This window comes from Photorhabdus heterorhabditis, assembly GCF_018448905.1.
Lineage (GTDB): Bacteria > Pseudomonadota > Gammaproteobacteria > Enterobacterales > Enterobacteriaceae > Photorhabdus > Photorhabdus heterorhabditis.
Window position 1 is genome coordinate 18,511 of sequence record NZ_RCWA01000048.1, and the last position, 9,284, is coordinate 27,794.

The 9,284-nt window shown below is 49.2% G+C and carries 8 protein-coding genes; all 8 read right to left on the bottom strand.

The window, feature by feature from the left end; genetic code table 11:
• Window positions 1–156: 156 nt before the first annotated feature.
• Complete coding sequence (locus EAE89_RS20135; protein ID WP_244866651.1) at window positions 157–3,549, bottom strand: ImcF-related family protein; 3,393 nt, start codon at window positions 3,547–3,549, stop codon at window positions 157–159.
• Window positions 3,546–4,721: a hypothetical protein gene (locus tag EAE89_RS20140; RefSeq protein WP_214086489.1), complete on the bottom strand. Its 1,176-nt coding sequence runs from the start codon at window positions 4,719–4,721 to the stop codon at window positions 3,546–3,548. The genes EAE89_RS20135 and EAE89_RS20140 overlap by 4 nt, the downstream gene beginning before the upstream one ends.
• A gap of 1 nt (window position 4,722) precedes the next feature.
• A complete protein-coding gene (locus EAE89_RS20145; RefSeq protein WP_054481536.1) occupies window positions 4,723–4,980 on the bottom strand; it encodes a PAAR domain-containing protein in 258 nt (85 codons plus the stop codon).
• A 65-nt stretch (window positions 4,981–5,045) separates the two neighbouring features.
• Window positions 5,046–5,213, bottom strand: a complete 168-nt coding sequence (locus EAE89_RS20150; RefSeq protein WP_214086490.1) for a hypothetical protein — start codon at window positions 5,211–5,213, stop codon at window positions 5,046–5,048.
• The gene (locus EAE89_RS20155; protein WP_214086491.1) at window positions 5,200–5,640 is read right to left on the bottom strand and encodes a hypothetical protein; all 441 of its coding nucleotides are present in this window, start codon (window positions 5,638–5,640) and stop codon (window positions 5,200–5,202) included. The genes EAE89_RS20150 and EAE89_RS20155 overlap by 14 nt, the downstream gene beginning before the upstream one ends.
• 129 nt (window positions 5,641–5,769) lie before the next feature.
• Window positions 5,770–6,144, bottom strand: a complete 375-nt coding sequence (locus EAE89_RS20160; protein WP_214086492.1) for a hypothetical protein — start codon at window positions 6,142–6,144, stop codon at window positions 5,770–5,772.
• The gene (locus EAE89_RS20165) at window positions 6,141–8,405 is read right to left on the bottom strand and encodes a glycoside hydrolase family 108 protein (protein WP_214086493.1); all 2,265 of its coding nucleotides are present in this window, start codon (window positions 8,403–8,405) and stop codon (window positions 6,141–6,143) included. The genes EAE89_RS20160 and EAE89_RS20165 overlap by 4 nt, the downstream gene beginning before the upstream one ends.
• 13 nt (window positions 8,406–8,418) lie before the next feature.
• Window positions 8,419–9,284: DUF2345 domain-containing protein (locus tag EAE89_RS20170; RefSeq protein ID WP_214086494.1), on the bottom strand; the 866-nt coding region annotated here is incomplete at its 5' end.

Genomic DNA, 9,284 nt, shown 5'->3' on the forward strand with positions numbered 1-9,284 from the left:
AATCGTACCAAAATGAACGGGATCATCCCCCTATCGGCACGTCCATACTAAGTGGGCATAACCACATTCCCCACTGTTCGGTCTGCTCACGGGCAAATGCCAGCACATCACGTCAACTCAGGCAGGCTATTATCAATCGTTGCAACATGCCCCTTCCTACCAATTATCGTCATCGACCGTTGGGAGTGTTGGGGAAACGCCCAGTGTGGAGTCAAAGATGTCCTTCGGTAACTTAAAACCCCGCAGTTTCAGCAATGCCAGCGGCCCCCGGCCCACTTCCGTGCGCAAAATCCACGTCAGCGGTAAACCATCCGGCGCCACAAACGTTAACCGATAGCGGCTCTCATCCAGCCTCTCCACCTTCGCCCCCTCCAGCCAGCGGATCAGCCCCCAGTTCCCCTCATAATCCCCAAATAAACGTGACCCCGCATTCACACTGGTCCAGGTCAGCATTACTCCCGGTCTGTACGTCTCCCCCGGCCAGCGAAAACTCTGCCAGCTTTCCATCTGGTTAAAATAACGCAGTTTCTGTCCGTCTATCGTCAGGTCGGTTTCCACCACATTCCGCACCGCTCTCGCCCGCAACTCAAAGCGCAAGCCCTGACCGCCATCCGTAAACAGCACATCCGATAACTGACTCAACTGATTCACCGCTTTCAGAAAATTCGGATTAACATGCAATCCCTGACTGTTCACACTGTCCGGCACCCAGTGGTTGCCCTCTTTATGCAGTATCCCGCCTAACTGACGGTTCAGAAACTGTTCTATCCGCCCCGAATCCGACCGGATAAACTGCCCCAGCATCGGTAACGACACTTCACTGTCCCCACCCGCAAACGGGTAACGCCCGGTAAAAGCGCTATTCCAGTTATCCACTATCGCCGTCTGCCACTGCCTATTCAGATTCGCCGCTGCCGGTTTCAGTATTCCCTGCCACGCCTGCGTTAACGGCTGCACAAACAGCGTCTGCCCCAGGCCCTGCCATTGTCCCCCCAGACTGGCCGCGACCAGACGCCCATAGCCCTGCGTCTCCGTCAAATCCGTGCTTTTCCCTTCAAACACCGCCCGGGCCAGTGTATTCGCCATGGCCGGCGGGTCATCACTGGTGTTCATCTGTTGCAGTTTCAGCCGCACTTCGGTGACCCGGGTCAGGAAGGTGCGTAAATTCAGGTGGCTGCCCGCCTTCATGCCCTCAGGCGCCTGATTTTCGCCCATCAACGCCAGCAGCGGCCCAAAGGTCGCGCTCATCGGTCCACGGCTTTCAGAGGACGGCGCTGTCATCGGCACAGTTTTGTTGTTTAGCAGCGTGTTGGCCGATTTCACCAGCCGGTCGGATAAAGCCGGCCCGCGCTGACCCGTTTGTCCCTGATACGCCACCGTGTTCATTAGCGCAATCAGCGGGGACTGACGGGTATCTGCCATCAGGGTTAACTGGTCTGTCACCTCAGCCATATTATCGGCTTTATTCCAGCGCAGACTGTTCAGAAACGTCTGCCACGCCCCGGCAAAATCGGTAAAGTAACGTTCGGTCAGCCGGGCTTTTAACTCCGCCGGTGACACCGCCGCCGATATGGCCTGCCGGTTATCACTCAGCACCCAGTCAATCGCTTCGCGCCGCGAGGCCACCGCCTTGCCAATCGCGGGCTGTATCTGCCCCTCCCATGCCTGACGGGTAAACATCCCTGGCACCACTTTATCCGTCGTCAACAACCGTTCGGCTTCCGTGTCACCGGTCATCTGCTGTAACGTGACGTCGGCATAGTCCTTCGCCACCGATTGCAGCATCTGCTGGTAGAGCGTGGCATCCGCATTACGCCGGCCTAACTGAGTCAGCAGTTTCTGCCGCACCTGCCTGACCAGCTCAGTATCCGGGGTTATCCGCCATTCCGGATGTACCGACAAATTTTGCGCGTAAAAATCCCATAAATCGGACGCGGCACTCAGCCAGACACCCGGCGCAATGCCGGCTCGGACGGGTTCATTGTCACTGAGTATCCGGGTTAAAAATGCCGCCTCCGCTTTCTCCGGACGCGCCATCATCAGATAAGCTTTCAACAGGTCATGACCGGCGGCCACCCGACCGGCCCATAACGGACTGTTCGGCGGTAAATTCACCAGAGTACGCAGTTTTGCCTGCAACACCGAGGCAGCTTTATCCCGTATCAGGCGGTTATTCATCACGGTGTAATCCGGCATCACCCCCGTCAGCAGCCTCTCATTCTGATTGAGACCAAAACGCTGATACCAGGGCGCCCCGTGCTCCACCCGGTATTGCAACCGGCCCATTTCATTACGCAGGGTTTTTAACGCCATCAGTTCACCCTCAGACCCGACCGGGTGCGTTTTCAGGTCAGTCACCGCCGCCTGTACTCCCCTTATCTGGTCGCGGTTAGTGAAAAACGACAGCACACTGCCCGCGCCCCACAGCAATGCCAGTGCCATCAGACCGTGATAAACCTGCCGTTTCCGGCTCAGCCCCATCCGCCTGCCGGGCGCCCGCCGGCTGTCACGGAGTACCCCCTGCCACACCGGGTCCGGCAGCCAGCTCTGGGGCGCACCGTCTTGATTGACCCTGACCGGCAAACTGAACATCAGCCCTCGCAACACCACCACATCCGCATATTCCTTCAACACCGGGGTCAGGACATCACGCCAGTGAGTAATCCCCTTGTTTTCCAGCGTTGATGACAGGCGATACAAAAAATCATGGGCGTTCTTTGCCAGCAGTTGCTGCATGCCCTGCCGGCGCATCGGGTCAATCAGCCGCTGTAATTGTTCTGCCACCCCTTCCGGCGTACCGCGTTCCGGGAAAAAGCAGCCCACCGGTTGAGTGATACGGTCTTCCTGCGACCAGATGCTGTGACACACTTGCCACAGATAAACTGGCGCCTGCCAATGTAACTGCTGGGCCTGTTTCTGTAACATCCGCAGGGCTTTATCCATCAGAACCGGCTGGGCGCTCTGGGCTTCGGTCAGCGCCCAGACCACCCCATTCAGTGGCCGGAAACGCCGTAACCGACGCAGGGCCGCCAGCTGAGCAGCATCCGGTTCAGTTTGTAAACTGCCGCCGTACACCAGCAAAGTACGATGCCCCTCCAGCCAGTGTTGGGTCGTCAGCCCCGGCGCAATGGCTTCCACCTGTTCCACCTCGCCCATCACCAGTAAGAGACGCACCCTGAATCCCCAGAACTGACCGTAACGACGGTGCAGGCGGGCGCCTAAGTCTGACAGTGCGGAGATTGACTCCGGTAGTTGGGTCTCTACAGAAATTCTTCCGTTATCACCGTTACCTTCTGCCTGAAGCTTACCCCACTTCAAGCGAGCATTACCCTTCCCACTGGCAGTCAACCACATATTTATCAACCACCCCATCATGACACACAGAGCAATAAGGAAACCGCAAGCCATCAGCACAGTGTGGCGAAACGGGGCATCCCAGCCAAACCACTGAGTGATCTGGTCTGGAAGCATTAATAAGGCTCCCCCAAACAACAGCAACAGGCCAATAATGACCGCAAGAATAGATGCAAATAACGAATGAAGTTTCATGAAATCTCCTGTTTACCTGAAAGTGAAGGTGTAATGACCCCTCCCCAGAGTTGATCAGCGCGGGTTTTATGCGCATACAATTGTGCAGTCTGCTCTTGTCTGGCTTGCTCACTGGCACAAATCAAGGCTAACCAGGGCGCTGCGTAGCCTGTATCGCCAAAGGATTTCTCCAGCAACCAACTGGTTTCTCCATCCTTCAATAAAAGCCCCTGTTGTTCTATTGCCGTACTCCACACACTGTCAGTCGATGTTCCCCAACCGGTTAACCAGCCATTGTGAATGTTATCTGCCGCTTGTTTCGCCCAGAGCAATGCCCGTTCTATAAGCACAGACGTCCGCATAACAGGCTCACGGTGTGGTCTGTGGACTATCACTAATTCAGTTTCCTCTGGGAGAGGGTGATTAGAAAACATCAGTGCCACAACGGCTTCTCCGGTAATATTCAGAGGGATATCCTGTACGTCTGCGGCAATGATGATCAAAACCGAAGGAGAAGCTGGATCAATATCCAGCCAGTTATCCAAAACCGCCAATCCCTGCCCCGGACACGTCAACATATTTGGCAGAGATATCTCCGGTATCCTGACATCAGACTCACTCACATTGAGCTGAATAGAACAGTAGCGGCGCCAGTGGGAAGGCAGCGCCGCCATAAGTGGGAGCACATCGGCCAAAAGCAGATCCCGCGCCATCATGAAACGTTTGGCAGCAGGCAATTCAGCAGAAAGCCGGGCATACTGGATCACCTCGTCTTGATCTTGTAATGTTCCCTGCGACATCAGCACCGATTTCTCTTGCAGGGTGACGGGAAGCTGAGTGACATCATGGCCCGCAGGCGTAGATGCATGAGTAAAAATCAACCGTGCACTGCGCTGCCCTCTTCGAATTTCCCGTTCACGAATAGCCTGACATTCCCTGTCCCACCCATCGGCCCACACTTGCTGGCATTGATAACCGAGTCGTCGTATTCCAAAACACAGCAACCAGAATGAAAACGGGAAAACGAAAAAGCTGTACCAGAACACACTGCCTGAACGCGTCTCTTTCCAAAACCATAATGTCGTTATTGCGCCTGTTACCAGACAGACGATCAAAAATAGTAACCAGCGTAAAGTGATCGGGCGTACCGGACGAGGAGCTTTATCCGGAATAGCATCAAGATTGACAGACATATTAATCTACCGTCCCCGCTGAAAATGAACTGATTAACGTACAACCACAGGCACAACGGTGCCCATTCAGCGCAACTGCCCGCCCATCATCAAGATAATCAGGACTGCCCTCAGCAATTGTCGTTTCACCATGTTTAGGGCAAGAAACCTTATCGCCTTTTCGGGCAACAGGAATATCATCGAACTCAATTAAGTCAGATCCTTCTAAAACAGTTCCTCCGGATGAAGTTTTATCACCCTGACGAATAAATGCCGGCATAAATACCTCTTATTTAAGTGATTAACCAATAAAAAATCATTACAAAGCCATATCGCTCTTCAATGCTATATGTATCTATTTCTATCCACCAACCCACCTACTCCACCATTCGTAATATCAAGAAATTCATCTGCTGCTTCTGAGTATCTCTCACTATTAATTAATCCTTGTAGTTTAGGTGCACCATTTTCTAAGAGGAAACTTACATTCAAATATATATCATTTCCTATCATTATCATTCCATTGACAATAGCCATCATTCATAGCATCAAATACCTGCGTAAAATCGTACTGTTTTTTCGACTTTGTGTTTATATATACAAAAGAAGAAAAAATAGCTCCTTGTCTTACAGTTACGTATTTACCTTCAGGTTTACCATTGATAATTTCCACCCAGGTTGTAGTATATTCATATGGCCTTCCTTCAGTAAACTCCTCAGCACTTTCTTTAACCGGAACAATAGTTATAGGGTGATTAGATTTTTCATATTTCACATACCCACCGAACCATTTATCTCTCCCTCCATCATTTACAATAACAAACTGTAAATTAATTCCTTTCTGATCACTGGAAGAAAAACAGTTAACATAAGAATTCACACTGGCATTAGTTAAGAAAGGAAAAGAACAAAAAATAATGAAAAATATTTTTCTAGACATAACAACCTCCTTAATTTTTTGAAAGATCAGAAATCCGATTATTAGAATAACTTAATAAGTCCTTCCCAAGGATTCCATAGTACTTACTGCTATTTTGTCTCTGAGTCAAACCACTAGTTAAAAATTCATTTACTCCCGTATAAATGTTATTTTGTTTTTCACACTCATATTAGCATCATCAAATGGTTTTGAATCTTCAATAACCCATATAAGTTTATTCTTTTCTTTTGTTATTCTCGCTTTTCCATTACCACCAAAAGTACTCAAAAAATAAACGTCAGCAACATTACCATTTATATGCCCTTTTATATTTAACACATCATTATCCTCACAATCTATTCTATTGCCATTATTTGTTATAAAACAATACCTACCTACTATTTCATTTTTATTTTCCTTTAAGTAAAGCTTATAAGTGTCATTACTATACTGTGAAATCCAATTGCCAGAAAAAGCAAATGATTGGGCACATAAAAATAATAATAAAAACAAAATCTTTTTCATATCACCACCTTTAAACAATCATCGACTCTACCTAACCATCCTACAAGATATTTTACTTGATTATTACGAGCGCCATTTGTATATGTTAATGATTCATAATATCCCTTTCTGACATCAGCTAACCTTTGCAAAAAATCACCTTGACCTTCTATAGCATTAATACAATGTATCATATCATCATCCATTGAGTTTGATATAGATAGTTTTGAGTCAAACTCACTGTTAATTAATCTCCTTATTTCTTTTATAGCTTTTCCTGACGTAATAGTCCAATCATAAATCATTAATGCAATTTTTGAATTTTCTATCTTACAAAAGCCTTTAGGTTCCCAATAATGATTATAATAAATAACCTCTGCCTGGTCTTTAGTAAGACGCTTTAAATTTTCAGACGACGGTTCAATTCCTAAATCATCCATCGCGTATGCCCTCCATGTATTAAAAGTAATACCCATATTTGTCTCACCTCCACGATCGTCTGGATCATTAATATATCCTCCCTCATGTTTTAATATTATTCCTGATATTTTTTTAAACTTATCTTTGCATAAGCCATATTCAGATAATGCATCCAAAAACACCACAGGATGCATATGCCATATCGGCTTCCCACTGTTAAATGGCTCCACCGCTTTCATCCATACCTGACCGTCCAGATACTGTCGCCAGAACCGATTCGCCGTGCGGTTCTTTACCACATTGGTAAAAAAGTTCGTCCACGCTTCCCCCTGACTGTCCTCATACCATTCACTGCTGTGTTTCACGATAAACCGCGTCACCACGTTAATCATTTCCGGGTTATACAACCCAAGGCGCACCGCCTGCGCATTCAACTGTCCATCACCGTCTTTATCCAGCTTCCGTAAAATACGTTCATAACGGGCCGGGACTAACGCATGCTCCATCCGCCTGTCCTGCTTCGCCACCGCCAGTAAATGACGCAGCCAGACTTTCACACTCGCCTCCCCCGTCAACTTGCTGAAATCCGTGGTCGCCTTCTCTTCCAACAAACGAAATCCCAGTTTATTCAGGTCATGCTGATCGACCTCTTCCACCTGTTCCCCGTTCTGTTTTACCCAACTGGTCTTCGTTACTTTGTACCAGTTCATCCCCTTTTTATCCTTAACCGGGCTGGTCAATGTTTTTGCCAGCACGATTTCCTGCTGTGTCCTGACTTCTAAAGGGGTAAAAATCTGGTGGGTCGCATCATAGCTGTGCAACATCTGGTCAAAACCACAGATAATATATTTTCGGCCATCGGCCAGATGCTTCGTGTTATTCACAAAATCCGGCAGCTTATCGTCAGCACTCAACACTTCAATATGCGTAAAATAGTAAGACATCCGGTCCGGCAACTGCACCGCCGGCGATTCAAATAATCCCAGATGGCCTATCGGGTCTCCGGCGTTTATGCGGATAACTGCATCTCCCGTCAAAGTTTGTACACTGTCAAAGGCCCCTTTTTTAACCGCCGACTGCATCCAAACCGGCATATGGGGGCTAGATTCTCCTGTCTGCTCAGCAAACTGCGGCTGTAACGCGACCCAAAATTTCTTCTCATCTTTTACGACACCCCCCTCCAGTTTCTGCGCCAGACCAAAACGCATTCTTTCATAACGGGTCGTGAGAGGGATGGGCGAAAAGAAATCCACTGTCTGATACACCAAAAACTCATCACCGTGTTTCAATGTGCCATTCTCCGGCGGAATATCATAATCACGCCGTTCACCCCGTTCCGTCACCCCGGCAGGTATCCCATACTGTCCCTCATTATTCGCCTGAAACCGGTGAGTATGCAGGGTGTGCTGCACGATCGCTTTATAACGCGGGTAAGCCGGGTAATCACTCACCGGTGCCAGATGCATATACAGGCTGTAGAATGTCAACAGCGTTTCATCCTGTGCTTTGTACTCTGATTTCACCAGCACAAAAGTACTGGAGTATTTCAGCTGTTCATCACGAAAATATGGCGCCTCTAAATACGTGTTATTCAACCGGTAAGCCACCACCTCTCCCTCCGCCATACAACGCAGCGGCATCACTTTGTTCTGTTGCAACAAATCTGGCGTCAGTTTGGCATACGGTGCACTGGCCCGGTCACTGAGATGCACACCGCCGTGCCACTGACCATTCGCCCCGACCAGCCAGGCCCCATTCGGCTCAGAACGTAATTTTGTCAGCATAGCTTGCAGGCTTTTATCATCGGTAGCCTGATAAGGCTGGCCGTCATTTTCTCGGCTCACGGGAAAACAAATTTTCATTCTTACAAATTCCTTATCCTGAAATTGAACCCGTGTGATCTGGGGTCGTTTCTTTTAATTCTGTTTGGGGGAAGGTGGATACTTTTGTATCGATGGATGCGCCCCCTTTCTTCACGTTATAACTCTGGCATTTCACCTGATAATGACCCAGCGTCCCAAACTCGATACCGCTTCCATCCATCTTTAGATAGGTGCCCCCTGCGTTCAGCATCAGCGTTTTTGGGGTCGTAATCGTGATGTTGTTATCATCACTGGAAAGCGTTATTTCCTGTTGTGCCATCAATACCACCTCATCATGCTGAGCCTGTATCAATACCTTGCCCTGATTGGCAACCAGCTTGATGCCAAGTTTCTGGACAAACAAACCAAACGCCTCTCCTACACCAATAAACAAACGTTTCATGACCCCAATATCGGCATGCTTGCCAACATTAACCATCAGGTTTTCTTTAGCCGCCATTTGTATATGAGCACCACTGACCAGAGAAATACCCGCCGGTGAGCTGGCTAACAGCACCGCTGTCTGCAACTGCGTCACCCGCTCCTGGACATAGCGCAATTGTGTTTGCACATCGGCAGCAAGAGACGCGGCCTGCGTGGCCGCCTCACTGAGCGTTTGCATCTGCTGGCTGGCCTGTGACAGCGCCGACAACGCCGCCTGCATCTCCAACGTTTTTCCCTGTGCTTTTAATTGTTCATCCGTGCTGATAAACAGTCCTTTCCCGGCGCGGATCGCTCCCCAGTCATCGGTACGCAGTTCAAAGCCCTCGCCCCGTTTATCCGGGTGCGGGCGCTGACCATCGACAAGATGCCCCAGATTCAGCTGACTCTTGCCGCCGTATTCCGTACTGAGTTTGATGTGCTCTTTCCCGCGCTCGT